This window comes from Thalassoglobus sp. JC818 (assembly GCF_040717535.1).
In the GTDB taxonomy this organism is placed as follows: domain Bacteria; phylum Planctomycetota; class Planctomycetia; order Planctomycetales; family Planctomycetaceae; genus Thalassoglobus.
This window is the reverse complement of the sequence record NZ_JBFEFI010000003.1, coordinates 762,848-789,578: the sequence shown is the minus strand read 5'-3', so window position 1 is coordinate 789,578 and position 26,731 is coordinate 762,848. Positions and strand designations below refer to the sequence as shown.

The window sequence follows — 26,731 nt, the reverse complement described above, 5'->3', positions numbered from 1 at the left end:
TGACGATCTGTGCCCGACTGGTTGGAAGTCATCTTAGCGACACTCTTGCTGATCGTCGGGCTTCGCCTTTCTGCATTCTTCAGCGGAACCGAGACTGGCTTTTATCGACTCAGCGTCCCTCGCTTGAACATCGATTCACAAACGGGGGACAAAGCAGCGACCACACTGCTCTGGTTCAGCAGAAACCCAGCGTATTTCGTCGCGACGTGCCTGATTGGGAATAATGTCGCCAACTACGTGACGACGGCAGCCATCGGATTTTTGTCGCTCGCATTCATGGGAGCGGCCAGCGAACGCTTCGAAGTTTTGATCACGATTCTCGTGTCGCCGATCATCTTTCTCTTTGGAGAATTGCTTCCGAAGAGTCTCTACTACCTCGCTCCGATGTATTTGCTTCGAAAGGACGTTCGCTACTTCAAGTACATCTTTCGACTTCTGTTCGTCGTTACGTATCCGCTTGTGCTGCTGACGAGAACCATCGAACGTTTAAGCCATCAAAGCCCGCAGGCGGTCGAATTCGTTCTCGGACGCAGTCGACTCGTCCAACTCATGCGTCATGGACACGAAGAGGGTGTTCTGACCGACGTTCAAAGTCGCCTGTCTGGCGGGTTGCTGCAACTGGCTCCCCAACCGGTAACTGGTTCCGTCACACCCGCTGCCCGAATTCTGGGAGTCCCGGAGACTTCCACGAAAGCCGAAATCTTGAAGTTCGCTCATCAGTTCGGGATCTCGACAGTCGCTGTGCATCGCAAGGATGACCCTGAAGACTGGTACGGTTACGTCGTCGTTTCGGAACTAATGCTCCAGAAGCGAGTGCGACCGATCATTCATATCATGCCGGTCTTCGATGCCAAGAGCAGCAAGCTGGAAGTTCTGCACCATCTGCAATGCTTCCAGTCGCACAGCGGAGTGATCAAGCAGAGTGGGAAGACGTTTGGGATTGTCTCCAGAAAAGGGTTGATCGAACAACTCTACCGCCCGAACGTCGCGGCCAGCCCTTCCCGATCTTCATAAAAAGTCGGGATTGTCGCCAACGTTGCGTTCGTCAGGCACGTACTTCATCATGACCGAGAGCGTTCTCCGCCAGGAACGCTTTTCACTGGTTGGTCACCTGAAGGCACCACCTGAATGTTTCGTATGACACAGTCCTCCTCGACAAAGCGTCTGCGGCCGGATGAAATCCGCGCACTCATTCGCGAGATTCAGGCGATGATTTCATCGGGTGTGCCCTTGAGTCTCGGTTTGAGTAACTCAGCCGCTGGCCTCACGAAGCAATTGGATCCGGTCGCGAAACGACTTTCTGAACGCCTCGAAAATGGAGCGACTGTTTCAGAAGCATTTGAAGATGAAGAATCGATTCCCGCTGAATTTCGAGCGGTGGTGGTCGCTGGCCTGTACTGCGGGGAGAGTGAGAAAGTTCTCGAAGACGTCAGTCAAATGACAAGCACCCTGGATCAGATGCGACGATCCGTTCGTCTTGGAATCGTCTACCCGCTGACCGTCGTGATTGTTGCTGTCGCACTCCTGGGAATTCTCGTTGGCGGTCTTCTCCCCCAGATTATCGCGACCTATCAAGATCTACATTTTGAAATCCCGTGGTGGCTCTCATGGACGCAATACGTCCGGATTTCACCTCGCTATTTTGTTTGGGCAGCTGTCGCGTTGTTTTGCGGAGCACTCTGGTGGCTATCGGGTGACCGGAGCGGGACCGGCGCACGGTCGATGTCACTCCCCGGCGTCCGAAAAGTCCAGCGGAGTTTTCAGATCAGCCACTTCGCTCACCTGTTGTCGCTCTTGTGCTCACACAATGTACCATTACCAGATGCCCTGAAACTGTCTGGTGAAGCATCCGGAAGCAACCGCCTGAAAGAAAACTGTATCCAGTTGGCAACAGCCGTTGAGTCCGGCGTACCCGTCGAAGACGCTATTCAAGAGAGTTCAGAGTTCCCCGACTTTTTGAAGTGGCTGATTGTTACCGGGAACGAAGATTCACAACTGCCAACAGCATTGGCAGAAGCGGCCGAGTTCTATCAGAAGCGTGCAGAGTCCAATGCACGATGGTTTTCCAAGATCATTCCAGTGTTCTTGGTTGTGACCATCGGCGGAGGTGTCACACTGCTGTACGTGATGAGCGTCTTTGGTCCGATGGTTGACCTGTGGTTCCGCCTCAGCCTTTTTTAGCTTCAGACGTGACCCGCAACAAAGGTGAGTAACTCGTCGAGACAGATACCATCCAAGACCGAGAGAACAAAAACACGCAACTTAACGATTCCCTTTAGTACAACACGTATCGATAAGAACTAACTGGCGGCACCATATTTAACGAGCGTCATTCATCTCTCAGTAAATCACTGGAGCACGGAGTGGAATCTCCTTCACCAAACGTGGAATCTGAACAACACAAGGAACGACCTCGCAAGTCGCTTTCTCCGTATTCCATTTCTGTCGGGCTGCGAGCTGTTGCTGAGGAAATGCCAGCTTCGAGTGATCGACGTGCTTTAGTCCGGCTTTCTGATCGGATTCGCTCAGGAAAGTCACTTGATGATCTTCTTGAAGACAATCGCGATCTTCCTCGAGATTTGGCCGCTGTCGTCTCTGCAGGAGTTCAAACCGGCAAACTCCCTCAACTTTTAGAAGAATACCTGACGTGCCATCAGTCGTTAACATCTGTCTGGAGATCATTCTACGCAAGCCTGCTTTATCCATTTTCGATGCTGCTGGTTTCGATGATCTTAATGTTGGTCTTCTTCGGAGTCGTGATTCCCGACTTTGATGCGATCTTTTCAGACTTTGGGTTAGAGCTCCCTGGCCTCACAGTCATGATTCTTGGATTCGCCGGTTTCGTCTCTGCGTTTTGGCCACTCCTGGCAATCGGTGTGATTCTGCTTGGGCTCTTCGTCGTCTTAAGAAAGTATCTGCCGTTTAAAGCACTTCGCGCGAAGGTTTTCCATTCGCTCCCACTCATTGGAAAAGCACAGGAGATGGCAGCTTCGTCTGAATTCTGCTCTCGAATGTCAATTCTTGTGGATTGCAGGTTGCCCCTGGAAGAAGCTTTGCGGGTCACATCACTTTCACTCAAAGACCAGTACCTCGCGAAGATTGCACGCAGACTTGCCAAGCGAGTCGAGTCCGGAGAAACGTGCGACGAATTGGCGCGAACGACAACCGGAATTCACCATTCGCTGGCGAACTCGTTCCGATGGGCCAAAGACCCGGAGACCTATTCTGACGGATTGAAATCATTGGCTTCAGTGTTCGCTTCGCAATCCCGTGGATTAACGAATCAGATCGCGATCATCATCGAACCACTGACAATTTTCGGAATCGGAACTTTTGTTGGAATTACGGTTATTGCCCTGTTCATGCCTTTAATCAGACTACTTAGCGACCTGAGCTAACTACGGACCGCACGTATTATGGAACCCATTTTCCTCCTGCTCGTGATCCCCGGCACAGCCCTGATGATGCTGCGATTCAATCATCAGAGGACGGCCGGTCTGGATCCCGAAACGAGAGAGCAAAGTCGGCAACTCCTCGGAGGGGTTGCGATTTTGTTGGCTGGTTATGCAGGGATCATGGCTTATCTGGCACTTCAGGAGTTCTCCAAAATCTCGCTCGATTTCAATTCGATGAGTATCGTCTTAGTGCGAGGACTGATTGCATCGCTTTGCGGAATCACCGCGTGGAGAACCTGGCAAGTCTCAAAGTTTCAGATCCAACTCGACGACAACGAACCAACTCACGAGGACTCAACGAATTCTAGCGAGGCATTTCTCGAAGTCGTTCGACGGGATCAGATTGAAACTTCCGCCACAGCGTTTGCCATCATCCTGGTGCTTCTTCCCCTTGCACTCCCTGCGATTGTGTTCGCTGCCACGGTTGGTCTGATTCCAATTGTGATTTTCATCTTCTCCTCTCATCCGAGGAAGATCTATCAGAATCAGCTACTCTGGTCGTTGGCTGTCGGAGTTCGGAACAATCTTGATCTTGGTGTTGAAGTCGATGAACTCGTGATCGGGATGCGTCCACAACGCCCCATCCTTCGATCGGTGTTCACGGTCTCGATGATCTTCTTTTGTTTTCCGATCGGAATCCCGCTGTTCATCAGCGCGAGGCGGTACGATCGATTTCTCAAACGTCTTGAGAATCTGGCAGCTGCCCTCCACGATGGAATGCCACTTCACTCCGCTTTGCAAATCCAGCGTGATCTGGTTCCGCAGGAATTCCTGGGTGCGATTGAGTCCGCAGAATCAACGGGACAACTCAAATCGGTCTTGCCGGAACTCGCTTTCGAACACTCTCGGATGCTCGAACGCCGCAGCATGGGAACACCGGTCATCAGTACGATGATTTACTCCTGGGTGGTGATCCTCGTCACTCTGATGGTCAATCTTTTCGTGATGATGTTTATTGTTCCCAAGTTCAAGGTCATCTTCGAAGACTTTGGAGTTGAGCTTCCGGTGGCGACGCAGCATCTGATGCAGATTTCGGACTGGCTCTTAAACTACTGGTATCTCGCGAGTCCACTGATGATCGCTCCATTCTTACTTCCGTTGGGTGTCCTTTGGATGTTCAACGAATCGAGTGATCGACTCCCGGATTGGTTAATTAATCTGATTCCAAGAATTGAAACTCCATCACTTCTAAAGCGTTTCGCTTATGTCATACGGCAAGGGGCTCCCATTCAACCGGTTCTTAAATCACTGGCAGATTCCTCATCAAATTTCTCACGCGCACGAAGATACGAACGTATCAAGCAGCGATTGAATTCCGGGGATCAGGTCGGGGAAGTGCTTCAGGAAGAGCGGTTCCTCAATGTCCGTGAATCACTCGCTCTTCAAAACTCCGAAGAGATTGGTCACCTTCAATGGGCCATGTCGTCGATTGCTCAAGCGATTGACCAAACCCGATTCAATCGAATGCGGTTGTTCGCCGAGATTGTTCGTCCATTGACAATCATCATCCTGGCCAACTTTGTCGCGTTCTTTTGTATTGCGATGTTTCTGCCGCTCGTCAAGCTTCTCAATGAACTTTCATGACTCACCGATTTCCAAAACAAACTGCACCGTCGCGAAGAGGAGCGCTCATGGTCGAGCTGCTCGTTTCCACGGTTTTATTAGCTGTCGTCATGGGCCTGATTGCCCAATTTCTGGCACAGGTTTCCGTTGTGAATCGCAACCTGTCCGACAGCGAAGCAGCACTTCGGTCCGTTCGACAGATCATCGATGAAATGAGAAGTGATCCGGAGTGGACACCTGAAATTCCAGAGAGCCTTAAAGCGACTCTCACCGAGCCAGAACTTCAAGTGACGACCTCTCAAGAGAAAGACAGCCCAGCCACACGCGTCACGGTATCGATTGTCTGGAAGAACTTTGAACAACAGACAGTTCACCCTGTCTCCCTGTCCTATTGGAAGTGGGAGGCGGAAGAATGAAGATTACCCCAACGATCAAGAGATCTTCAGTCACCGGTCAAAATCGACGTGGCTGGACTCTCATCGAGGTTTTGTTGATCGTCACCATGACTTCCACAATTGGGATTCTGGGAACCAAATTGATTTCCCGACTCATCAGCATGGGCGGCCAATTTGAATCTCAGACGCAAGGGGAATTCACCGCCCAGCGATTCGAAGATCAATTGCGAATCGACGTTGAGTCGGCCGAGACTGCTGAGCCTTTTGAGAACGGAATCCAGTTGTTCCTCCCGAATGGTGAAGCAATTCAATACACCCTTCACGAAAACAACTCCGTACGTCGAAACGGTCCGCGTCCCGGCGGGACAGCATATGAGACGTTCCAGTTTCCTGAATCCATAGTCTCCTTCGAGCTACGCCCCAGTCGTGTTTTCTTCACATGTGTTCCTGAAAAGGTGACCGACAGTTTTCAACACCGCGTCTTTAATCGTCCGTGGACGATCTCCACAACGCTTGGGCGCCGGAACCGACTTGTTAGCGAAGCGGACGCTTCATCCTCCCAGACTTTGAGTGCAAGCGGGGAGGATGTCGAATGAACCGGACTCTTCGCAAAGTTTCTCGATGCAATCAGCGTCAACGCTGCGGGACAGCACTTGTCATTGCAATCATTGCACTCATCCTTTGCACTTCACTTTCGTATGCCATGGTGCAAACAACAATTCTGCGGCAACAACGATTTGTTCAACGGAAGAACACGCTTCAATCTCAGCTCATTGCTGAAGCAGCCGTCGATCGGATCAAGGCCGAGAAACTTGATGAAGAACCATCCCAGAGTGATGAGTGGGAAGTTGATATCGAAGGTGAGAAGGGTCTCGTGACAACGACATTTACTCAGACGAAGAACGAAACCCACGCAAAAGTCGTCGCCAAGTATCCCGTTCAAGAGGATCAGTTTTACGGAATCAGCAGTTCCATCGTCGTCCCTCTCGGATCGGTCGAATCACAGCCACAGTCAGAGAGTCAGTCTAAGGAGTCAATGTGATGCATCGAATTCGAACCAGGCGGCGCGGTTTCACCGCAATCGAATTGCTGGTCGTGATTGCCATCATCGCCATTCTCATTGCTCTCCTGTTGCCGGCAGTCCAACAGGCTCGTGAAACAGCTCGACGCACACAGTGTAAACATAACATGATGCAACTCGGGCTTGCGTTGCACAATTACCATCAAACTCACGACACTCTCCCTCCCGGATCGGTGAACTGGGAGGGACCGATTCGAGACGGCCAGCCGGGTTATCTCTTTAGTTGGGTCGCCCAGATCTTGCCGTATCTCGAAGAGCGTTTGACATACGACAAGCTGGATTTCTCACGGACGGTTGATGATCCAGCGAACCTGGATGCCATCTCACGAGTGATGACGATCCTCACTTGTCCGAGTTCCACGTCCGCGAGCCATGCTTATGCTGGCTGTCACCACGATACAGAATCCCCGATCGACATGGACAACAATGGGTCGCTTTACCTGAACAGCCGAGTCCGGTTTCGCGACATTACGGATGGTCGGCGTGCCACGATTTTGCTTGGAGAAGTTCTGACAGGCAGCACTTGGGCGTTGGGGACGAGGGCAACTCTTCGAAACACGTCAGGAGTCAATCGTCCCGACGAAGTTCAAGCTTTCCGCCAACTCAATCGAGGCAGTTACTACGGCCTGCCTGAAGACACACCATACGAAAGCGACGACGAAAACGCCGAAGTCGTCGACCCGGATCTTGTTGTAGGAGGATTCCTGAGTAGCCATACAGATGGTGCTCACTTCTGCTTCGCGGACGGAGCTGTGAAATTCCTGACTGGACGCATCAATCAGGAGGTGTTTCAGAATCTTGGCAACCGACACGACGGCAACCTCGTCGAAGGTTTTTAGAAGTGATTCCTACAACCTGAATGTATTTAGATACAAAGAGTGATCGTCAAGTCGCAAACAGCTCTTCGAATGGGTTCCAGCAGCAATGCTTAGACCAGTACATCAATCGGTTCTAGAGACCCGCAACGAGTCGACACCGAAGCAATCGCATGAGCAAGAGAAACCCGCTCTCATCATGCTCGTTTCCGGTCTGATTGCCGCACTCACGCTCTGCTTGTGTTCTCACTCCATCTATGCTGAAAACTCGGATCCAAACCTGATTACGGTTTCCGAAATCCAGTGGGGTTTCGACGGGCGAGTCCCTCTCAATCACTTCGTTCCAGTCACTCTTCAAGTTCACAATCTGGGACCAACTCCCTGGCAGGGGGAACTCCGGCTTCAAAGAACGATTCGCCAGAAAGAACACGTTTTCGGCGGGACTTACGTAGAACCTGTCACCTTGCAGGGAGAAGAGACGCGCTGGATACAGATGGTTGTCTATGTCCCAAACGACGTGGAAGATTGGTCACTCACATGGGGGCCGGACCAGAATCATACCATCGACTTTCCACCCGTGGTGAGGGGCGAACGTGCAACGCTTCTCGTTTATGACACGGACAGTGTTCAACAGGGAGACAGCGTCCTCAAACGAATGTCGGAAGATCGATTCCCGACGACGATCGCTGCCCTCGATGGGCTACGGGGGCTCATTCTGGACCGCCCTCCGTTCTGGCAAGGCGCGAGAATACGTACTCTCCGAGACTGGCTCTATTCCGGAGGACGTATTTACATCATCTTTGGACCGGACCGAACATACCCCGCCTTTCCGAAAGCGATGGATTTTCTCAATCGGCAAGAAGACTTCTTCCAAGTTGGCCAGGGAACTGTCCAGAGAATCCCACTGACTGCAGATGAGTTCTCACTCGAAGAAGCCCGCACTCGACTCTTCAACGACGAGCTCGTCGACGAGAACAACAGACTCAAGCGAGAAATGCCAGACCGTCAGAACTCGTCAGCACTCGCGCAGGCGATGAAGGCATCTCAAGCGGTATGGTCCAAGAACACTGATATCTTTCGGGAGCTCATCGAACTCTCTAAGTTTGAGCGGAAGTGGTGGCTGATCTACCCGGCAGTGCTGGCATACCTGTTTCTGCTATTTCCTGCCTGTTTCCAGATCGGAACAGAGCTCAGATCTGTCCGAACATTCTACATCGTCTTCTTCAGCTCGGCAGTGCTGTTCTCGCTGATCTTTGCGCTGCTCGGAAAAGTTGGAGGAGGAGTCGATAGCCGAATCCGAACAGTCGTCGTCGCCAAGACGTTGGGTGACGGCGCATTTGATGTCACCGGCTGGTCAACGCTGGCCAACGTTTTCGCAGGTGAGTTCGATGTGGAATTCCCCGGCACCGGCGGAACAATGACAACGGCACAAGAGGCGGAAGCTGCTGACGTTACCATGTTCACGAGCACTGAATGCCGTGCGACAGCGAGAATGCCGCCTGATGCTCGGCAGACTTTTCACTTTCGAACACGTGTGTCGACCAATTCCGGATCACCGGTGTTGGTAAACCATTCCATCTCTGGGCTTCAACTGCTTTCAATCTCTGTCGACATCTCTGATGCGATTCCTCATGAACCGCTGCAAGCCTTCGTCATTTACAATGACATCGTTTACGAACTGGATGTCACTTCACCCACGCTTGCTCTGGCGACAGGAAAGAAACCCACCGATCTCAATGCGTATCTCTATCGTCCATTTTCATTGGGCTTTAATACCTGGAATGCGTGGAGTCCAAGCTCCGCTGAAGAAGACGAAGAGGATGAGAAGCTGGTCGGCCTCCTGCGGTACAAAGTGATGAGTCGACTGCTTGTCGGAAGTTCGTTCGGGTTGACCGAGACAATTGAACCTTCTGAATTGAAGTTACCAGAAGGTTCAGCCCGACTCCTTGTGATGACAGAACTTCCCGAAGAAATGATGGCGGAGTCAGATGACTTCCCCGACCAGGAGGGAGTCGTGATGTATTGCTACGACCTGGACCTCGACCTCGGCCCGGGTGCTCAGCAATAGATGAAAACACGAAATCTCACGTACTTCTCAGCGAGTTAAATTCACTCCTATCGAACGACTGTTTAACAAAGCTAACTGATGTTGCACGGCCCGCTCACACTTCTTATGCGATCAGTTCGATCAGATGCACTCAAGCGCAGTGCTCATCTTGTTCGAATCGCCAGCGTGATCTTGATTCTGCTATTTCTAATTGCCGCACACTTTTATGAGTCAAATAGTTCGGCTCCTGGCCTCGAACTATTCCGATCGATTTCTTTTCTCGCCATCGCACTGATCAGTCTCGCAGGCATCGGCCATTTCTGTAATTCAATCACCGAGGAGAAAGAGGAGGGGACGCTCAGCCTTCTGCTTCTCGCGAACATCTCCCCACTCGGGATTCTGCTGGGAAAATCGACCAATCGAATCCTCTCGGTGATCCTGATTTTCGCTGCGCAGTTCCCGTTTGCACTGCTCGCAATCACTCTCGGCGGAATCACAGCCTCACAGATTGTGGCAACGTTTCTGGCTTTGTCCGCGTACCTGTTTTTAATCGCCAATCTCAGCTTGCTGATGTCGGTCTGGTCGCGGAGGTCTCAAGAAGCTGCTGCTGCGATGCTCATGGCGTTGCTGATCCTGCATGGGTTCCCGTACGCCGTCTATCAGGCTGTCAGGCAGGCCAGAAAACATCTGATCTTTAATTCGACAGAACTGACTGAGTGGTCCAAGTGGCTGCTTGAATTGAATTCACAGGCTTCTGTGGTTCATCAGGTTGAACGAATCTTAAGTGTCGAGGGCGATTACAGCTTCTTAAGCTGGCAATTGATATTCTCGTTGATCATCGGAACGATTGCATTCCTGATCGCGTGGGCGAGTTTCTGTCGAATCGTTTGGGCTCCTGATACAGATCGCCCGACGAGGATGCACGTCAAAACGCGCTCTCGCTGGGCGTCAATTCTGGTCCACCGTCCCTGGGGACGGGCGGTCAGCTGGAAAGACTATTACTTCGTTGCGGGAGGCATTTCCGGACTCATCACTCGAGTTGCGTTCTACAGCATCTCACTGACGATCATGTGGTACTATCGTCGACAAATTTATGACCGAATGGAAATCGACGGAGTCCAGCTATTCCGCGACCTGCTCCTTGTCCTTTTTTGTCTCGAAACGCTCGTTCTGGCCTCGCAGTTCTTTCATGTGGAACGGAAGTCCGGAACTCTTCCGACGCTGCTGATGCTTCCACAAACGCCAATGCGGATCACATGGGAGAAAGCCTTTGGCTGCTTTCTGGGAGTCCTCCCGACGATTCTATTCCTCTTCATTCCAGAAACTTTTCTTGTCGGGCGCTACCACTTTGAACCTTTCGTTCTCACTTCGCACATGCTGACGCTAGCGTGTGGGCTTCTGGTGATGGCACATCTGACAGCGCTATGCTCGCTGATCGTGAAGTGGGGAGCTCTCCCTTTAGCGATCGGGTTGGCGATGATTGCCGGGGGATTGTTCGCTCCATTCGTAGCGGTGGCAAAGTCGATGATCCGGAGTGCCGGTGAAGGGGCGATTGCTGAAGCCAGCCCGATTCTTTATTCGACGGCCATCATCTGCGGAGCGATTCAATTCGAAATGGTCCGCAGACTCACAAGAATTGCCGGATCCTGACAGGTGCTCAACGTCTACTGACCGAGACTTCCCGGAGGAGGAGGCAGTTCGTAATAGCGAGGATCGCCACTCACTCCAGATTGAGACGCATTGTTGAATCGCTCTGGTGCAGGTGGAGGAGGCAAAAACTCGACGAAGCCTTTCTTTCCCTCTGCTGATCGTTTTTGCGGAAGATCGTTTTCCGCAGTCGGATTCTCAGACTCAACAGGTGATTGTTGCTCGAAGTCGGAAGCGGGCGAATCGTTCAACTGCTGGGTGTGGCCTTCTGTGAGATTCGTCTCGCAAATCACCATCAATTGACGTGGCGTCAATTGTGGAAACCCTGACGGCGGCAAATGGATCGTGGCCATTTCAGTTCCCGATCGGACCGTGACAAACTCTTCAAGCGAACCCGCTTTGAACTCGCCTCGGAAGCCACCAACATCGACTTGGTCGAGACGATCAATCTCTCCACGAAGCCGATCGAGTTTGGAATTCACCAGCACCAGCGGGCGAACGCCGATACTGCCGCGGATGTGAACCACGCGATGGGGCCGGAACTCTTTAAGAATTCGCAGTAAGTGCTGTGTTTCAACTTCGCTTCCCGGATGCGGCCCCGTAAGACGATTCGGATTGGCCGTAAACCAGGTGGACGGGAAATTCCGATTCAATTCGACACCGTTGTGATTCGTGCGAACATGATCGATGAAGCCGTCAGGATTTGGAGTTCGAATGATCAGATACTGGGTCTGCGTGCTTCTGATTGCGCCTCGAATTTCTTCGGAAAAAGAATCGACCAGTTGAATGCTCTCCGGCTCATTTCCGTAGATGCTTCCCACAACGAGAATCCGGAGCGGACCACTGCCGATCGGTGTGATCTCGATAGGTCGACCTGCTGTGCTTTGAAGAGGCTTGTCCCAGACAGCTGCGGGACGTTCGACAGACTCGACTGACGAGGGAAGAACCATCGTTTCAGGATCGACAATGTTCTTCTGCAACTTCTCCGGAAGACTCTCAGAGATGTGCGTCCAGTCCTGGCTTTCAAGAATTGAAGCGGGGGACGGAGAAGCGATTGCGTCTCCGAAGCCCTTCTTTTCTTGAGACGGAATCACCGGATCCGGAAGAGTCTGAACTGGTGGCGAGAACGTTGAAGAACGACTCCAGGGTTGAGCATGTCCCAAATCGATGGGCGGCCCACCCTGATAGGCGAAGTATCTCGTCACAGAGTTCGCGTTTTGAGGTCGCGAGGCAATCCGCTGTTGATTCGACACAAGTTGAATCGGAGCTTTCACACTCGGAGTGTGCGACTCGAACGGAACTGTGAGACTTTGAGAATTGCCAGTGCCTGCATGCTGTCCTGCAATCTCAAGGGTTGATGAAACCTTCGAGGAGATCCCAACACATCCCTGGTTGATGAGAACAAGCCCAAGACACAAGCCGAAGGGGAATCGACTCATCTGTCTTCTCGGTTAATCAAATTGCAAAAATGAACGGATACTTCGGTGTCAGTTAATACTGTGAACACGACATCAAAATGAGATGCAACACGTCTGCAGTTGACTTCAAACGGCGCTTTCTCCGTGCTCCACGCCGAGTTGCATTTTCAATGACTCGAATCGCGTGGTGTATTCGTCTGTTGTGGAATGAATGTGTTCTGCTTCGGTAACGAAACGAATTGTGTCGCTGGCGAAGAGATGATGCGATTCCAGGACCTCGATGAATGGATTTAAATCGTGTCCGTACATCATCAACAGCTTGTGTTCATCGAACTGCACTTCCATCGGAATACGCGGGTTGAGAATCGCAATCCCGGCACATCCGTCATTCAGAAGAACATCCTCATACTCATAAAGGAGGCTCTTGAGGATCGGCAGATCAATCGATTCTCGGTAGAGATCGTCATGTTTTCCGAGATTGCTGTTGTGGCTGGTTTCCAGGACGACATCAACTTCGTCGCCCAACGGATCGAGCAGATCGAGGAACAAATCAAACAGGTTTTCGCGTGACTCAGCTGCCATGATTACGGGCACATCGATCTGCGTTTCCGCATCGCGGTAGACGTCTTTTCGCCAACCGGCGCTGGGCACGACCTGCAGGTCGAAGGCTGGACGAATAGCATCGGTCAGGAGAAAACTCCCGTAGCGGGCGATGTTCAAGTGCTGGTCGAGTTGCGTTGAAGTGGCAGCAGGCGTCTTGGTCCCCTCACCGCCATCTTCCCGCAGCGAGGTCGCACTACGATGTTGAATGAAACTCATCTGTTGCTCCAAAACGTGTCTGTCGTCCACCCGGCTCTTTGATGCTGAGTCGCTGAAACTCTAGCACTGGAAATTCGCGGTGCGGCGAGGAGACACTCTGTCACAGAGCTTTTCAGAATTTCCCGAGTCTGTTTCTCAGGTCAGTCCAGTCGGCGGAACCCGAGAATCCTGGGAATGCCTTCCAGATTTGACGATTATTCGAGAGCACTTTCGGCCCTGAGAGATCGAAGTCACAGTCGCCTCCGGACTATCAGTTGCAACCGATGCGAGTCCTACGATCGTCTCAACAGGACAACTCCCATTTTTCGCTGGAGTTCCGTAGGTTTAGAGAAGAATCGAATACGAGCTTGTCGAGCGAGAGACTCATTGGCCCGAATTCTTTGCCTCTTTCGGGAGCATGGAAGAATTGGATTTCGCTAGACGACGACCTCTTCCCCATTGGGAGCGAGCACGATTTCGCGTCGATTCGATTCCTTGCCCGGAAACGCAACAAGTTCGACTGCCCAAATGATCGAGATCAGTTTTCCTGAGAAGCTGTAAGGTCCCCAAGGGAGAGTCAGTGTGACTTCGTGGCTTCCGGTCGGTGAGGAGGGAGAGATCTCGACGACCTGAACGACTTTCAGATCGCGATCCCCCTTGCCGGAAGTATTCCAGACAAGCCTCAGCTCGAGAGCTTCCGGAGTTTCATCGAACTGCCAAGCTGCGCGCACGGGGACTTCAGAACCAGGGTCGAAACCAGTCCGTTCAGACAGGATTGTGAGTTCGAGGTCGTTCATTCGTGAGGCACCACGCGAATTGGAAACTTCATTTGCACATCAGGCCACAAGCCAATTTCTCCGTGCAGCTTGATCACCCAGACGATTTTGTTGTTCGAGCTTTTGAACGTGTGCATCGTATCTGTGGGAACTGCGACCTCGGTTTCCCCACTTGAGATTTCGCTTGGGGAATCCGTCTCGAAAAGCACTTCGCGGTAGAACTCATTCGTGTCGGTATGGGTATCCGTTCCGCGTCGGTAAACCGCTTCTTCAGTGCCGATCAGAGATAATGTCAGCTTTCGGACAGACCCGAACCCTCCTTCGAAATGCCAGTTGGCGGTGGCGAAACCTCCCAGTGGAATGAGTTGACGACTGAGAACGACGACCGGACGAGGATTCAAAGAAGCCATGAATGCATAGATCGCTCCCAGAAGGACTCCAATGCCGACAATTAAGAACGGCATCAAAAACAGATCTTCAAATCCTTTGAACTTCAGATTGGCCCAATCGTCGAATCGTTCGGAAGCAATCATGAAAACGATGCCGTTCCAAACGATGCCGAAGACCAGCAGAACGAAGAACAACATGAGCGGATGAGACTCTGCCTTCAACGTGATTGGGCCCGGCTCTTCGAAGAGGTCTTCTTCGTCGTATTCCGATTGTCCCGGCTTCTCTTCTGATCGAGCTAATCCAGACCGAAGCTCGGAGCGATCCGCGACGTCGAAAGTTCGACGGGCTGGCGGATCGGCAAAGGGATCGGACTTTTCAATTTCGCTTTTTCTGTTGGAAGCGACGAACGTTCCGATCGCCAACGTCAGTCCGATGACGACAAACACCAGACCGAACAATCCCATCCAAGTAATCTCGGGGGACTCAGCTCTCAGCACTGCAGTTGCTGGATCGTCTGGATCAACAAAGCAGGTCTGTTCCGTTCCGACGGCGTACTTCTCAGAAATCTCACGAATTTCGACAGCACTCAGGTTACTTGTTGGCGAGAAGCTGAATTGGTCGCTCTGGTACTGCTGACCTTCAAAGTTGTATTCAAACTCAATCTCGAGCGAGTCTTGACCGTCTTCCGGATCATCGATTGCTTGAACAACTTCGCTGCGATGAATGACGCATGGAGTTTCGACCCATTTCGGGGCGGAGAGAGTTTCCATGACTGGCGAGAGGACCATCGTCCACAACACGGAACCGCCCACCAGCACGAAGATCACTGAGATCCACGTCACAACGAAAGCGACGAAGCAGCCGGCTCCCCAGGAACTCCTGCCTCGATCGACCGAAAGTGCTTTCTGCTGGTCCGCCATGAATCCCATTCATTTCCAGGACGTGTCTCAAACGATCTGCACCAATTTGCACGTGCAGCGAGTACGAAGAATCGAAGCCAACAGTTCACGCGAAGTGGCAGGAAGAATCACTCTTCGAGCCTGTGTTTCAGTACATTCAGAGCGTGTCAACTGACGATGCCGAAGGCCTCACTGAAGGTCGTCGAACACAGCTCAGTCGACAAAGTTGAGGCTTGCCTTGTTCTTCAGGAATGCCATTATCTGCGAGTGGAAATCTATTCGTCACTCTCGGAGCTTTCGGATTCCGGAGTTTTCGAGCCCTCATCCGGAGATTGTCGCTCGATGCTGCCCCACATGTGACCTCCGACTTTGCCGTGATACCAGCTTCCTGCGTAACGGTCTTTGTAGAACATAACCCTCGCTGTGAAGCCTTCCCCCATGAGGGGAATCTTGAGGTCCGTCACTTGAAGGACAGGTGTGTCGCCCGCCCAGATGACCTGAACTGGAACCGGGACGGGGAGATCATACTTGCCGTAGGTGATTCTGGCCTGAACGATCCAGTTGTCGTCGCTGGTCTTTGTCACAGATTGAATGGAGTAGCGTTCAGGCTTCGGCGCTCGGTCACTTCTTCCATCGACGCTGAACTGACCAACCAGAACCGACTCGGTCATCTGATCAACGAACGCCTGTTCAGCATCCGTCAGCGTTGAGCTGGCAGCATCTTGTGCGACTGAGACACCTGCCAACGCAATGCAGAACAAACACGCGAACACCTGAGCGAAAGCTTTCATCTTCAACTCCTTCGGGCACTCTCTTGAAACGTTGTCACTACCCCTGTGCGAGTTCCTCATCCCATTCGTCGAGCAGCGGCCAGTCGACAGCACACGTTCCAAAGTCTGCCATGTGCTGATATCCATCCAACCGGTCGATGGTCGCCTGAATCATGGCGTTGTCCTTGCGGAAGCTCGGACCATGACTGGGGAGTAACCACTCGACGTCGCTTTCCTGAATTCTCTTCAGCGATCGAATGAACGCAGGAATGTCTGAACCATGATGCGCGTCGATGTTCCCGACACAGCCGTCACGATAGATATTGTCTCCCGACAGAAGCAGATTGTTCAAACGGAAGGAAAGTTGTGCAGGGGCATGGCCCGGGGTGTGCCAGACTTCCAGATTGAGACCACCAATTTTGAGAGTGTCGCCCTCTTTGATGGTTTCGTCGCAATCGACTTTAGGAAGGTCGATTGAGATTCCCTGAGCCGTGATCTCCGCATATGTCATGATTCTCTCACCTTCCGAGAGAAGCTTGGCCGCATTGGAATGACCGACCACTTTGGCTTGCGGCATCATTTCTTTCGCACGCTTCAGCCCTTGAATGTGATCGACATCCGCATGGGTGGCGACAAGGTATTTGCACTGCGACAACGGAAAATCCATCTGGCGAATCATCTCGATGATGTCGCTCAGTGTATCTTCGTATCCGATATCAATCAGTCCCCACTCGTTTTCATCGAAGACCAGATAGACGCAACATCCCAGTTGGCGACGCGCCTGGTGGTTCATTTCAATGACATTCGGGAACAACTCTCTCCGCTGAAGCATGCCAGATATTTCCTCTTTCCGTTGACTGCCATTTCTCCATCCCGGAGTTGGCAGCACGTTCTATTAAATGACGACAGATTGTCTCGGTTTGCAGCAACCCTCATTCTCGGAATGCACAGACTTGGAAGGCTCTTCCAAATTCTGCGAGAAGTGGACAGCTCCACTCCAAACTGTTGCTTGAACTGTTGTATCTGTTTGAGTTGATCAACGTGGCTGACAGTTTGATCACTCAAAATTCAAATTCGAAAACGGCTTAGTAACGAGCAAGGTCTCCCGTTTCGCTGGCCAAGTTGAGGTCTGCGACCAGACTCTGCGCTTGCGACAACATCATCTTCAGTTCGCTGGCAATAGCCAGGAACTGCCACCCCTGTTCCACACGCTCGTTCACGTCGTCGACAGTCTGCACGTGAATTCCCACAGGCGTTCCAGCTTTTTGCCCCGCTTGCAGAATCCGACTGAGCATCGCTTCGAACTCTTCTTTGGTTGGGTCCAGTCCATCCGGCCCTCGCATCTGAGCTCGCAAATCATTCGGGCCGACGAAAATCGCATCGACACCTTCGAGCGAATAAATCTCATCGGCGTTTTCCACACCCTCAGGTGATTCTGTCTGTAAGACGACGAGAATTTCGTCGTTCGCATTGGCGAAGTACTCCCCGGCCGATGCGTCAAAGTTGAGAGCGTGAGTCGCCCCACCTACAGAACGATTTCCTTCGGGCGGGTACTTCGCAGCTGCGATGGCTTCCCGAGCTTGCTGAACGGTATTGACCATCGGGACAATGATTCCGTGGGCTCCGGCGTCGAGCACACGCTTAATGTGATCGTGTCGGCCTTCGGGAACGCGAGCGAGCGGAACACAGCCTGCATCAGCGATGACACCAAACAAAGTTGCCGCTTGATTCCAATCGATCGGTGAATGTTCCAGATCAACGGTCAACCAGGGAAATCCAACGCGAGCGAGCATTCGCGTGGCAGTAATATCTCCCAGACTCAACCAAGTTCCGACTTGAGGCTGACCTTCTCTTAGCGCGGACTTCACTGGATTCTTTTTCATCGAAAGCGATCAATCAAGGAATTGCGGATGAGTTGAACAAGAACATCGGGAGACCTTCCCGATATGTCAAATGGAAGATCAAGCGGCGAACGTGATGTTCGCCAGATCTCATCGTGAATTCTGACATCCTCCGTTGTATTTGTCACCGTTCCGGCACCAGATTCACGAGATCGAAAGAACTCTTCGCACTCTGTGGAACCTGATATTTTCCAAGATTTCATCATTGACGAATGCGGCGGTCATGAAATATCGTTAGTCGCCTACTCTTATTCAGTAGACTCATTCTTTATGAAAAACCTCTCTCAAATCATTGCTTGTCCGAAAATCGCTATCATTAGCGATGCGTTGATTATTTCATCAGTGACAAGGATCTGAGGAGAGTTTCATAGACTTTCAACCCCTCGGATCGGTTTCGATTCGAGGGGTTTTTTTATTGGGATACTCCCCCAAACAGCCCCAGCGGAAACAGCACGGGAAACCTTATGTACGTTCAATTGTATGACACAACCCTGCGCGATGGCAGCCAGGGAGAAGGCGTCAACTTCTCACTGCAGGACAAGTTGATGATCACCAAAAAGCTGGACGAACTGGGTTTCGATTACATTGAAGGGGGCTACCCACTCTCGAATGAAAAAGACTTCGAGTATTTCCAGAAGGTGCAGGAACTCAATCTCAAACACGCCAAGGTTTGTGCCTTTGGCATGACGCGTCGGCGCGGAGTCCAGGCGTCGGAAGACGTGGGAATGAGAGCACTGGTCGACTCCAAAGCCCCGGTTTGCACAGTCGTCGGAAAGACCTGGGATCTGCACGTGACGGAAGTCCTACGTGTCGATCTCGAAGAAAATATCTCGATGATCCGTGATTCCGTAAGCTATCTCGTTTCAGAAGGACGGGAAGTCATTTACGACGCCGAACACTTCTTCGATGGTTACGCTGCCAATCCGGAATATGCTCTGCAAACGATTCTTGCAGCTCAGGAAGCTGGAGCAAACCTGATCGTCTGTTGCGATACCAACGGCGGCAGCCTGCCGGGAAGACTTGTCAAAATCCTTAACGAGGTCCGCAGCAAAGTCTCAACGAACCTCGGAATTCATTGCCACAACGACAGTGACGTCGCTGTCGCAAACTCACTGGCAGCTGTCGAAGCCGGGGCTGTTCAGGTTCAAGGAACGATCAATGGAATCGGCGAACGCTGCGGCAACGCGGATCTCATCAGCGTCGCTGCCAATCTCTCATTAAAATACGAAGGTCATGAAGTCCTGTCTCAGGGAAGTGGTTTATCCCACATGACAGAGTTGTCTCGTTACGTCTATGAGCTGGCCAACATGAACTTCCGAGTCAATCAGGCATTCGTCGGACGCAGTGCTTTTGCACACAAAGGGGGAATGCACGTCCATGCGGTCAATCGCATCGCTCACAGCTACGAGCACATTGACCCGGAGACTGTTGGCAACGAACGCCGTATCCTTGTCAGCGAGTTGTCCGGCCGTTCGAACATCGTCGCAATGACAACGAAGTACAAGCTCGACCACGATCAGGAGCTGATGACCCAAATCCTCGAGCGAGTTCAGGAACTCGAGAACGAAGGCTATCAATTCGAAGCTGCGGAAGCTTCGTTCGATCTTCTGGTCAAAAAACTTGCCGGAACATACGAGCCAAAGTTCAAGCGAATTCACTACAGAGTGAATGTCGAAACAGCTGGCCAAACTGATCCGCTGACCGAAGCCACCGTCAAACTGACGATCGACGGCGACGGTCCGCTCCGACACGAAGTCGGTGAGGGTGACGGTCCGGTGAATGCTCTCGACACAGCTCTGCGAAAAGCGCTGCTACCGACTTATCCAAACCTGAAGGGAATGAATCTCGTCGACTACAAAGTCCGCGTGATCAACTCCACGGAAGGGACCGCAGCGAGTGTCCGCGTCGTCATCGAAAGTAAAGACGAGCACGACGTCTGGAGCACTGTCGGCGTGAGCGAAAACATCATCGAAGCCAGTTGGCTGGCGCTTGTTGATGCCATTGAATATAAGCTCTTCAAGGATGACGGAGACGTCAAGCACAGTGTTTGAAGCCGGTCCTTGCGGGACTCAACATCAGCTTGACTGACAGAGATCCTGCCGAGCCTGTTGATTTTACGCATCGACTTCGCTTGAATTGTCAGTCAGAGTTTCTCTCAAAACTGCTCGTGCAGCTTGCGCAAGTAGCTTCGAGACACTCTCAGATGTGATTGATCGAGACTTTCAACGACGTTCGCCGAACGTCAAATCGACTCGATCTTTCACGGCTGTGCCGGACCGTTTGCGCTCGCACGGTCCGGCCATTTTGAGAGTGCTTCCGAAACTCCGGGAATGACTCGCGCCGCATTCTTGTAGTACACCTTTTCAAGCACGCTATCCGGCAACCCGATCCCGTAGATGTTCCACAATCCCTGCGGTGGAAACGGATTGTCTTCGTAGGGAAAATTCTCGTCCCACGTTTCGAGAAAACGGAAATGCGGAATCAATTCTGACATGGGCGGGACTCCATCAGTCCCGAACATGATTCGATCGGAGTACTTCAGAAAGAACTTGCGAGCTGAGTACGGTTGTCGCCCCAGTTCCGCAACCCGGGCTGCAATCTCGACCTGCATGTTCGGTAAAGCGTCGAGATAGTTGCCGAGCGTTTCCAGATCTTCCGGAATGTCGCCCATGTGCGCACAAATGAATGTCGTCTCGGGATGTCGAGCGATCACCCGGTTGCGCGCTTCCATCAGTTCCTGATGACTTGGAAATTCCTCCCCATAAAAACTCCATTCAGGGTGGCGATAGAGTTCTTCCCAGCGTTCGTTGTACTCATTGGTCGGGGTGAAGAACGCAACAGGGTCAGCACAATGCCAAAGCACGGGAACTCCCAACTCGCCCGCCCGCGACCAAACCGGATCGAAGCGAGGATCATCTGGCGGGATTAAGTTCCCCTCGAGGTCCTTCAGGTACAACCCCAGATTCTTCCAAACTTTCAATCCACTCGCACCCTGTCGAACTGCCTCTGTGAGTTGATCGGCCATTCGCAATCCGTAACCCTTACGATGAACGTCCCACGTTGACGGATCGTCTTGGTCACCGTCTCCGATGTAGTCGATTCGCATAAAGACCACAAAACGATCTGGGTGAGCTTGTTTGAGCAAATGGATGTGATCCGCGAATTTCCGCCCAGCCGGCCCATCGAGACTGACGCTGACAGCGATGTTGGCCTCATCCATCGTGTCAACCATGTCGTTGACTTCTTCCAACGACAATTTCCCCGGATGAGAATGCACATTCACGCAAGGGAACTTCGCCGAGTGCAAGATATGTTCGTCAACTTTCAGGACTGGAGTCGGACGAAACTCGTCGAGATAAATCCGCCGAGGAGACTCGCCGCTCTCCTCCTGTGCAGCAAGTGAAGAAGCAAACCCCAAACACGCCACGAAAAGCAGCATGAGGGAACGAAAAGACATTGGGAGAAATGCGATCTTCACGACGGACTCTTCACAAACGGAATATCAGTAAGCAGTCCGATGACACAACACAGACTGCATGGACTCACTCTAGTCATGCGTATGCCGACTGTGAACCGCTCACAGTTTCAATGTGTCACGATCGTGCGAGCAAATGAAGAAGCCGAGAGAAAGTGGTGAAGTTTGATATCGACGAGAGTTTTCGCTCGACCATGAACCATGACATCATCAGGCAGCTTGATGTGAACAACTGTCGATACATACGACATCCCTGATCACATCGAATTCAGAAATTCTGGCTCTCACCTTTGCCTGTGGACCTCGCTACAATCGCGTTGGCGGAGCCCTGTTCCAATCGCGTTGACCAATCCAAATTGCATTGAGATTTCAATGAAAGCGCTGGTAAAGAGTCGTTCTGAAATTGGACTATGGCTGGAAGACGTTCCCATGCCGAACGTCGGAATCAACGACGTTCTCATCCGCGTTGAGAAGACCGGCATCTGCGGCACGGATCTCCACATCTACAATTGGGACGCATGGGCCAGCCAGACGATTCCTGTTCCCATGGTGGTTGGTCACGAGTTCGTCGGGGAAATCATCGAAGTCGGTGATAACGTCAAAGACTTCTACCCCGGCGAGATCGTCAGTGGAGAGGGGCATGTTGTCTGCGGCCACTGTCGGAACTGCCTCGCTGGCCGACGTCATCTCTGTGCAGACACCTCTGGCATTGGTGTGAACCGACCAGGGGCATTCGCGGAATACATTTCCATTCCGCAAACCAATGTCTGGCATCACGCTGATGACATCGATCGCGAGGTCGCTTCCATCTTCGATCCGTACGGGAACGCCGTTCACACGGCTTTGTCCTTTGACGTGCTCGGGGAAGATGTGTTGATCACCGGAGCAGGTCCCATCGGCTGTATGGCAGCTGCCGTCTGCCAGTACGCGGGGGCAAGGTTTGTCGTTGTCACAGATGTCAATCCGTGGAGGCTGGAACTCGCCAAGAAGCTGGGAGCAACACGAGTCGTCGATGTCCGATCCGAGCGCATCAAGGACGTTCAGGAAGAATTGGGAATGAAGGAGGGCTTCGACGTCGGACTCGAAATGTCCGGAAATGAGTCTGCGTTCCGTGAAATGCTCGAGAATATGTGTCACGGCGGAAAGGTCGCCATGCTTGGGATTCCGCCCCGACCGATCGAAATTGACTGGAACATCGTTATTTTCAACATGCTGACCATCAAAGGCATCTACGGTCGAGAGATGTATGAGACCTGGTACAAGATGACGGTCATGCTGCAAGGGGGGCTCGATCTCACTCCAGTCATCACTCACCGTTTCGGTGCCGATGAGTTCCAGAAGGGTTTTGACGTGATGAATTCCGGACAATCTGGAAAAGTCATCCTCGACTGGACCGTTTTTTAAGGCGAAATCCTCAGTTCTTGCTGTGAACGCTGCGATCATCTCCCGACTTCGGGAATGACGAAATCCATGCCAGACAGATCGGTTGCGGCGGGCGACGCCACACCTATAATGCTTTTCAGCGAACGAGTTACGTTTGGTTGTGGACGTGTGTGGAATCGCCATCAGTGCAATTCGCCGCCACATCAAAACAATCGTGACTCTCTATCGAGAACGCCCAACAGGTCAATGGATCATGTTTGACTGGTTTCGCAACGTCTGGATTGCTGTTTCGACAGTGATCAAGGGAATGTGGATCACCCTCTTTACAATGGGGAAGACCTACCAGCGAAAAGCCTTTGCCGAAATTTACGAATATCCGGAAACTCCGGTTCCGGTGAAAGCTCGTTATCGCGGATTCCACCGCTTCGACCTGACGACTTGCATCGGTTGTGAAAAGTGTGCTGCGGCTTGCCCTGTTGACTGTATCTACATTGAAAAAGAGAAAAGCCCGGTTGGCAAAGGCTTTCGAATCGACGGGTTCACCATCGACTACACAAAATGCATGTTCTGTGCACTTTGCGTCGAACCTTGTCCGGTCGACTGCATTTTCATGGGCTCTAACCACGATCTCAGCTGCTACAGCCGTGACGGTTGTGTTGTGGATTACGCGAAGCTTCCACTGGAAACAGCATGGGGACAGGCCACACTGAATCCAACTTCTGTCGCCGAATCCAAGGTTCTCTACGAACCGGTTTGGGTGAAGGGTGAGCCAAGCCCGTTTGAATACTCTGAAGCGGAATAGTTGACGAAACGACCCGTCTCTTCATTCGAAATTGTAGCCTTTCCATGACTGACATTCTTGTTCACTTCATCCTCTTCATCATTGCGGGCGCAGTTCTCGTAGCAGCTCCAATGTTGATCGGTCGGCTCGTGCGACCAAGTCTCCCGACGCCGGAAAAAGACGCTGTCTACGAGTGTGGTGAACCTACGATCGGATCAAGCTACGTCCAGTTTGATATTCGCTTTTACGTCGTCGCACTGCTCTTCATCATCTTCGACGTCGAAGTCGTCTTCTTCTTCCCGTGGGCAACAGTCTTCGGAGGAGTCACGCAACTGGCAGACACGCGGCTTACAGAAGCTGCCCGCACCAATCTCACCGACAAACTCTTGAATCTTGAGCCCGGAACAGCAACTGCAGAAACAGCAATTGCCGCTTCCGATGCACTTCGTATCGCATGGACTGGATTCGCGGACATTCTTGTCTTCTTCGGAGTCCTGCTGGTCGGATTCGCTTATGTCTGGCGACGCGGCGACCTCGACTGGGTTCGAGCGATGGTCAATCAGGCGAAAATCGCCCGTGCACAGGGGCGTAAAAACTCACAAAATGAAGCCCGAGTCGATTCGCAACTCGTCTCTTGATTTAGCCGAATCTCCAATTGAATTCCGGGTCCGAATCGATTCTCCGATTCAACTTGCCCCGGCAGCTAGTGCAGACAGAAATCATGACGCCACAAGAAATTCATCAGTCGCTGACCGATCGGTTTGGAGAAGAGGTGGTTCTCGGCTTCGAAGCCGGTGCGAAAGATCCCTGGATCGAAATCGCTGCACCACGAATTGCTGAAGTTGGCCAGTTCGTCAAAAGTGATCCGGCCCTGAAACTCGACATGCTCTGCGATCTCTCGGGCGTTGATTACCTCGAACCAGACGCGAAACTCGCCAAGAAGTTTCCTTTCGAGCCGCACGTCGAAGTCGTCTATCACCTGCTGAGCATCGAACACAATCACAAGATCACTCTGAAGGTGAAACTTCCTCGCTGGAAAGATGATCAATCGGGTCAACTGCCAAGCGTTCCATCAGTCTCTGGAGTCTGGGCGATCGCAGACTGGCATGAGCGCGAAGCTTACGACCTCGTCGGGATTTTCTTCGAAGGTCATCCGAACCTCGTTCGAATTCTTTGCCCCGATGACTGGGAAGGCCACCCGCTTCGTAAAGACTACGAGTTCCCATTGGAATATCACGGCATTCGAGGCTAGTCACAGCCCCGCGTTCCCGCTGCAGCTTATTGAGAGAAGACATGGCAACTCAGCTTGAAGATCAGCGAATCATCGAATTTGATGTTCGAACCGACGAAATGCTCGTCAACATGGGGCCGCAGCACCCAAGTACTCACGGCGTGTTGCGACTCCTGCTTCGCACCGATGGTGAAGTCGTCTACGAAGTGACACCGCACATCGGATACTTGCATCGCTGTGCCGAAAAGATTGGTGAAAACCTCACCGGACCGCAGTGGATTCCATACACCGACCGTATGGATTACCTCGCCGGGATGAACATGAATCTCGGCATGTCGCTGACATTCGAAAAGCTTCTGGGGATTGAACTCCCGGAAAAAGCCCAAACGCTCCGAGTGATCATCGCTGAACTCGGTCGCATCGCCAGCCACCTTGTTGGGATGGGCGCTTATGGTCTCGACCTCGGAAGCTTCAGCCCGTTCCTTTACGCTTTCCGCGAACGTGAAATCATTCTCGACCTGTTCGAAGAAGCTTGCGGTGCTCGACTGACCTACAGCTATCTCACCATTGGTGGAGCGACTCACGACCTCCCGAAAAACATTCAAATTCCGTCAGGCCTGGCTGCTTTGACAGGAAAAGATCCTAACCTCACGCTGAAATGGTCTGACGCCGTTCTGCTCTTCCTGGAATGGCTCGAAAAGCGTATCGCTGAATACCACACCCTGCTGACACGCAATTCGATCTTCATCAAACGGACCGCCGGACTCGGAATTTTGAGCCCCGAAATGGCTGTCGATTACGGCTGCACCGGTCCTGTGCTGCGAGGAAGCGGCATTAAACGCGACCTTCGCCGCGACGGAGATCCGATTTACACTCAGATGTACGACGGATATGACTTTGACGTCATCAGCGCTCCGTTCGATGGGGTTTCCGGAATTCCGAAGGAAGTTGTCCTCGGGGACAACTGGTGTCGCTTCTTCGTGCGAATGCTCGAAGTGGTCGAAGCGATCAAGCTCGTCCGTCAAGGGTTGGAGAAATACCCAAGCAGTGAAGGGGACTTCCGAGTTCCTTACAAAATGACGACCAAACTTCCGGTCGACGAATGCTATCTCGAGACCGAATGCCCACGCGGCTGGATGGGCTTCTACATCGTTGGTGATGGACAAGCCGAACCGATGCGAGCACGTGCGAAGAGTTCTTGCTACTGCAACCTTTCGATCACCGGACCGCTGTGTGAAGGTGTCCTCCTGGCTGATATCCCTTCAATTGTCGGATCCCTCGATATCGTGATGGGTGAAATCGACCGCTAGGCCGATCTCGGGAGATGACCTCGCAACGAAGCAGGTGAGTCAAACATTCAGCAACAGCGACAAGATGCGCAGCCACTGAGCTGAACGATGTTGCTGCGAGTTGAAAGACGCTTCGGACGACACTCGGCCCTCGATGAATTCATGCGAGTGTGCGATGGGAACCACGATTCGAGTCAAACGAATCTATGACGAAGCATCCCCCGCCGACGGTTTTCGAGTTCTCGTCGATCGTCTCTGGCCCCGAGGAATTTCGAAGGCAGCTGCTCAGATCGACCTTTGGGCGAAGGATTGGACACCTTCGAACGATCTTCGGAAATGGTTCCATCAAAACCTGTCGCAGGTTGACGAGTTCGCCAAACGCTATCGAACCGAACTCCTCGAGAACATCGACGAAGTTGAGTCGACAATCAACTCATTGAAGTGCCACGATGTCGTCACACTCGTGACCAGTACCAAAGACATCGCAGCTGGTCACGCAGCCGTTTTGAAAGAGTTCCTTGTCGCAAGGTGGCCAACCCGCGACAGTAAGGGCTGATTGCCGCATTCTGTGGTTCGGATTGACGGCAATCTAGACTGTCGCGTCTGACCAGCGACTT

General features: G+C 52.2%; 25 protein-coding genes. 17 read left to right on the top strand and 8 right to left on the bottom strand.

Features of this window, described 5'->3' with window-relative positions; translation table 11 throughout:
• Positions 1–9 precede the first annotated feature (9 nt).
• From AB1L42_RS10940 to AB1L42_RS10895, 10 genes are all read left to right on the top strand, one after another.
• Positions 10–1,014, top strand: coding sequence for a CNNM domain-containing protein (locus AB1L42_RS10940; RefSeq protein ID WP_367054684.1), 1,005 nt, complete (start codon positions 10–12; stop codon positions 1,012–1,014).
• A gap of 123 nt (positions 1,015–1,137) precedes the next feature.
• Positions 1,138–2,181, top strand: a complete 1,044-nt coding sequence (locus tag AB1L42_RS10935; protein ID WP_367054681.1) for a type II secretion system F family protein — start codon at positions 1,138–1,140, stop codon at positions 2,179–2,181.
• 182 nt (positions 2,182–2,363) lie between these two features.
• Positions 2,364–3,398, top strand: a complete 1,035-nt coding sequence (locus AB1L42_RS10930; protein WP_367054678.1) for a type II secretion system F family protein — start codon at positions 2,364–2,366, stop codon at positions 3,396–3,398.
• 18 nt (positions 3,399–3,416) lie between these two features.
• A complete protein-coding gene (locus tag AB1L42_RS10925; RefSeq protein WP_367054675.1) occupies positions 3,417–5,039 on the top strand; it encodes a type II secretion system F family protein in 1,623 nt (540 codons plus the stop codon).
• Between the two features lie 47 nt (positions 5,040–5,086).
• The gene (locus AB1L42_RS10920; RefSeq protein WP_367054671.1) at positions 5,087–5,434 is read left to right on the top strand and encodes a type II secretion system protein; all 348 of its coding nucleotides are present in this window, start codon (positions 5,087–5,089) and stop codon (positions 5,432–5,434) included.
• Positions 5,431–6,009, top strand: coding sequence for a hypothetical protein (locus tag AB1L42_RS10915; RefSeq protein ID WP_367054668.1), 579 nt, complete (start codon positions 5,431–5,433; stop codon positions 6,007–6,009). The genes AB1L42_RS10920 and AB1L42_RS10915 overlap by 4 nt, the downstream gene beginning before the upstream one ends.
• Positions 6,006–6,455 carry a hypothetical protein gene (locus AB1L42_RS10910; RefSeq protein WP_367054665.1) on the top strand — a complete coding sequence of 150 codons (450 nt, stop codon included), beginning with the start codon at positions 6,006–6,008 and terminating at the stop codon, positions 6,453–6,455. Before AB1L42_RS10915 ends, AB1L42_RS10910 begins: the two co-directional genes overlap by 4 nt.
• A complete protein-coding gene (locus tag AB1L42_RS10905; protein WP_367054662.1) occupies positions 6,455–7,333 on the top strand; it encodes a DUF1559 domain-containing protein in 879 nt (292 codons plus the stop codon). The genes AB1L42_RS10910 and AB1L42_RS10905 overlap by 1 nt, the downstream gene beginning before the upstream one ends.
• 85 nt (positions 7,334–7,418) lie before the next feature.
• Entirely contained in the window at positions 7,419–9,377 is a 1,959-nt protein-coding gene (locus AB1L42_RS10900; RefSeq protein WP_367054659.1) for a hypothetical protein, read from the top strand.
• 78 nt (positions 9,378–9,455) lie between these two features.
• On the top strand, positions 9,456–11,006 hold the full coding sequence (locus tag AB1L42_RS10895; protein ID WP_367054656.1) for an ABC transporter permease: 1,551 nt from the start codon (positions 9,456–9,458) through the stop codon (positions 11,004–11,006).
• Between the two features lie 14 nt (positions 11,007–11,020).
• Here AB1L42_RS10895 and AB1L42_RS10890 read toward each other — a convergent pair whose 3' ends face one another.
• The 7 genes from AB1L42_RS10890 to AB1L42_RS10860 all read right to left on the bottom strand — a co-directional run bounded on the left by AB1L42_RS10890 (position 11,021) and on the right by AB1L42_RS10860 (position 17,937).
• On the bottom strand, positions 11,021–12,442 hold the full coding sequence (locus tag AB1L42_RS10890; protein WP_367054653.1) for a M14 family zinc carboxypeptidase: 1,422 nt from the start codon (positions 12,440–12,442) through the stop codon (positions 11,021–11,023).
• Between the two features lie 105 nt (positions 12,443–12,547).
• Positions 12,548–13,240: a hypothetical protein gene (locus tag AB1L42_RS10885; RefSeq protein WP_367054650.1), complete on the bottom strand. Its 693-nt coding sequence runs from the start codon at positions 13,238–13,240 to the stop codon at positions 12,548–12,550.
• A 416-nt stretch (positions 13,241–13,656) separates the two neighbouring features.
• Positions 13,657–14,016 (bottom strand): hypothetical protein, encoded by a 360-nt coding sequence (locus tag AB1L42_RS10880; protein ID WP_367054647.1) that lies wholly within the window; start codon positions 14,014–14,016, stop codon positions 13,657–13,659.
• Complete coding sequence (locus AB1L42_RS10875; protein ID WP_367054644.1) at positions 14,013–15,305, bottom strand: DUF3592 domain-containing protein; 1,293 nt, start codon at positions 15,303–15,305, stop codon at positions 14,013–14,015. Before AB1L42_RS10875 ends, AB1L42_RS10880 begins: the two co-directional genes overlap by 4 nt.
• Before the next feature lie 254 nt (positions 15,306–15,559).
• Entirely contained in the window at positions 15,560–16,075 is a 516-nt protein-coding gene (locus AB1L42_RS10870) for a hypothetical protein (protein ID WP_367054641.1), read from the bottom strand.
• A 37-nt stretch (positions 16,076–16,112) separates the two neighbouring features.
• Positions 16,113–16,886, bottom strand: a complete 774-nt coding sequence (locus AB1L42_RS10865) for an MBL fold metallo-hydrolase (protein ID WP_367054638.1) — start codon at positions 16,884–16,886, stop codon at positions 16,113–16,115.
• A 253-nt stretch (positions 16,887–17,139) separates the two neighbouring features.
• A complete protein-coding gene (locus AB1L42_RS10860; RefSeq protein WP_367054635.1) occupies positions 17,140–17,937 on the bottom strand; it encodes an aldolase/citrate lyase family protein in 798 nt (265 codons plus the stop codon).
• Between the two features lie 482 nt (positions 17,938–18,419).
• Between AB1L42_RS10860 and cimA the strand changes: the two genes are divergently transcribed.
• Positions 18,420–20,006, top strand: a complete 1,587-nt coding sequence (gene cimA / locus AB1L42_RS10855) for a citramalate synthase (RefSeq protein WP_367054632.1) — start codon at positions 18,420–18,422, stop codon at positions 20,004–20,006.
• Between the two features lie 209 nt (positions 20,007–20,215).
• Here cimA and AB1L42_RS10850 read toward each other — a convergent pair whose 3' ends face one another.
• Complete coding sequence (locus tag AB1L42_RS10850; protein ID WP_367054629.1) at positions 20,216–21,412, bottom strand: amidohydrolase family protein; 1,197 nt, start codon at positions 21,410–21,412, stop codon at positions 20,216–20,218.
• 390 nt (positions 21,413–21,802) lie between these two features.
• Between AB1L42_RS10850 and tdh the strand changes: the two genes are divergently transcribed.
• From tdh to AB1L42_RS10820, 6 genes are all read left to right on the top strand, one after another.
• Positions 21,803–22,834: an L-threonine 3-dehydrogenase gene (tdh, locus tag AB1L42_RS10845; protein ID WP_367054626.1), complete on the top strand. Its 1,032-nt coding sequence runs from the start codon at positions 21,803–21,805 to the stop codon at positions 22,832–22,834.
• Positions 22,835–22,973: 139 nt separating this feature from the next.
• Positions 22,974–23,615: a 4Fe-4S binding protein gene (locus tag AB1L42_RS10840; RefSeq protein WP_367054623.1), complete on the top strand. Its 642-nt coding sequence runs from the start codon at positions 22,974–22,976 to the stop codon at positions 23,613–23,615.
• Between the two features lie 44 nt (positions 23,616–23,659).
• A complete protein-coding gene (locus AB1L42_RS10835) occupies positions 23,660–24,232 on the top strand; it encodes an NADH-quinone oxidoreductase subunit A (protein WP_367054620.1) in 573 nt (190 codons plus the stop codon).
• Positions 24,233–24,315: 83 nt separating this feature from the next.
• Positions 24,316–24,846: an NADH-quinone oxidoreductase subunit C gene (locus tag AB1L42_RS10830; RefSeq protein WP_367054615.1), complete on the top strand. Its 531-nt coding sequence runs from the start codon at positions 24,316–24,318 to the stop codon at positions 24,844–24,846.
• Between the two features lie 41 nt (positions 24,847–24,887).
• On the top strand, positions 24,888–26,135 hold the full coding sequence (locus AB1L42_RS10825; RefSeq protein ID WP_367054610.1) for an NADH-quinone oxidoreductase subunit D: 1,248 nt from the start codon (positions 24,888–24,890) through the stop codon (positions 26,133–26,135).
• A 154-nt stretch (positions 26,136–26,289) separates the two neighbouring features.
• Complete coding sequence (locus AB1L42_RS10820) at positions 26,290–26,670, top strand: DUF488 family protein (RefSeq protein ID WP_367054605.1); 381 nt, start codon at positions 26,290–26,292, stop codon at positions 26,668–26,670.
• The last annotated feature ends 61 nt before the right edge of the window (positions 26,671–26,731 follow it).

Bases quoted from the DNA above. Each gene is read 5' to 3' on its own strand.
- AB1L42_RS10935 (WP_367054681.1), top strand. From the start codon at position 1,138: ATGACACAGTCCTCCTCGACAAAGCGTCTGCGGCCGGATGAAATCCGC.
- AB1L42_RS10925 (WP_367054675.1), top strand. From the start codon at position 3,417: ATGGAACCCATTTTCCTCCTGCTCGTGATCCCCGGCACAGCCCTGATG.
- AB1L42_RS10920 (WP_367054671.1), top strand. From the start codon at position 5,087: ATGGTCGAGCTGCTCGTTTCCACGGTTTTATTAGCTGTCGTCATGGGC.
- AB1L42_RS10915 (WP_367054668.1), top strand. From the start codon at position 5,431: ATGAAGATTACCCCAACGATCAAGAGATCTTCAGTCACCGGTCAAAAT.
- AB1L42_RS10910 (WP_367054665.1), top strand. From the start codon at position 6,006: ATGAACCGGACTCTTCGCAAAGTTTCTCGATGCAATCAGCGTCAACGC.
- AB1L42_RS10905 (WP_367054662.1), top strand. From the start codon at position 6,455: ATGCATCGAATTCGAACCAGGCGGCGCGGTTTCACCGCAATCGAATTG.
- AB1L42_RS10900 (WP_367054659.1), top strand. From the start codon at position 7,419: ATGCTTAGACCAGTACATCAATCGGTTCTAGAGACCCGCAACGAGTCG.
- AB1L42_RS10895 (WP_367054656.1), top strand. From the start codon at position 9,456: ATGTTGCACGGCCCGCTCACACTTCTTATGCGATCAGTTCGATCAGAT.
- AB1L42_RS10890 (WP_367054653.1), bottom strand. From the start codon at position 12,442: ATGAGTCGATTCCCCTTCGGCTTGTGTCTTGGGCTTGTTCTCATCAAC.
- AB1L42_RS10885 (WP_367054650.1), bottom strand. From the start codon at position 13,240: ATGAGTTTCATTCAACATCGTAGTGCGACCTCGCTGCGGGAAGATGGC.
- AB1L42_RS10880 (WP_367054647.1), bottom strand. From the start codon at position 14,016: ATGAACGACCTCGAACTCACAATCCTGTCTGAACGGACTGGTTTCGAC.
- AB1L42_RS10875 (WP_367054644.1), bottom strand. From the start codon at position 15,305: ATGGCGGACCAGCAGAAAGCACTTTCGGTCGATCGAGGCAGGAGTTCC.
- AB1L42_RS10870 (WP_367054641.1), bottom strand. From the start codon at position 16,075: ATGAAAGCTTTCGCTCAGGTGTTCGCGTGTTTGTTCTGCATTGCGTTG.
- AB1L42_RS10865 (WP_367054638.1), bottom strand. From the start codon at position 16,886: ATGCTTCAGCGGAGAGAGTTGTTCCCGAATGTCATTGAAATGAACCAC.
- AB1L42_RS10860 (WP_367054635.1), bottom strand. From the start codon at position 17,937: ATGAAAAAGAATCCAGTGAAGTCCGCGCTAAGAGAAGGTCAGCCTCAA.
- cimA (WP_367054632.1), top strand. From the start codon at position 18,420: ATGTACGTTCAATTGTATGACACAACCCTGCGCGATGGCAGCCAGGGA.
- AB1L42_RS10850 (WP_367054629.1), bottom strand. From the start codon at position 21,412: ATGTCTTTTCGTTCCCTCATGCTGCTTTTCGTGGCGTGTTTGGGGTTT.
- tdh (WP_367054626.1), top strand. From the start codon at position 21,803: ATGAAAGCGCTGGTAAAGAGTCGTTCTGAAATTGGACTATGGCTGGAA.
- AB1L42_RS10835 (WP_367054620.1), top strand. From the start codon at position 23,660: ATGACTGACATTCTTGTTCACTTCATCCTCTTCATCATTGCGGGCGCA.
- AB1L42_RS10830 (WP_367054615.1), top strand. From the start codon at position 24,316: ATGACGCCACAAGAAATTCATCAGTCGCTGACCGATCGGTTTGGAGAA.
- AB1L42_RS10825 (WP_367054610.1), top strand. From the start codon at position 24,888: ATGGCAACTCAGCTTGAAGATCAGCGAATCATCGAATTTGATGTTCGA.
- AB1L42_RS10820 (WP_367054605.1), top strand. From the start codon at position 26,290: ATGGGAACCACGATTCGAGTCAAACGAATCTATGACGAAGCATCCCCC.